The organism is Cedecea sp. B1(4), assembly GCF_059414925.1.
This window is the reverse complement of sequence record NZ_JCAHMZ010000127.1, coordinates 1-208: the sequence shown is the minus strand read 5'-3', so window position 1 is coordinate 208 and position 208 is coordinate 1. Positions and strand designations below refer to the sequence as shown.

1 protein-coding gene is annotated in these 208 nt (G+C 22.6%); it reads right to left on the bottom strand.

Annotation, left to right across the window (positions count from 1 at the left end):
• Positions 1-12: 12 nt before the first annotated feature.
• A partial coding sequence (locus ACR6JA_RS22335; protein ID WP_494599596.1) for a hypothetical protein occupies positions 13-208 on the bottom strand: 196 nt, incomplete at its 5' end.

The window sequence follows — 208 nt, the reverse complement described above, 5'->3', positions numbered from 1 at the left end:
TTATATACACCTTTATTTTAAAATTTTTTCCATACAGTAGTTTTTTCTTTTTTGGTGGCGAATTAAAATGGCATATGTCTTTAACAATATAAAAAAAAACCTGTTTATTTGTTTTTTTTTTTTCGCCCCTTTTTTCGTTTTTTTTGTCCCCTTACCTTTTTTTTTTTTTTTGGGGGTTAGCAAAAAATAAATTATTTTTTTTTTTTTT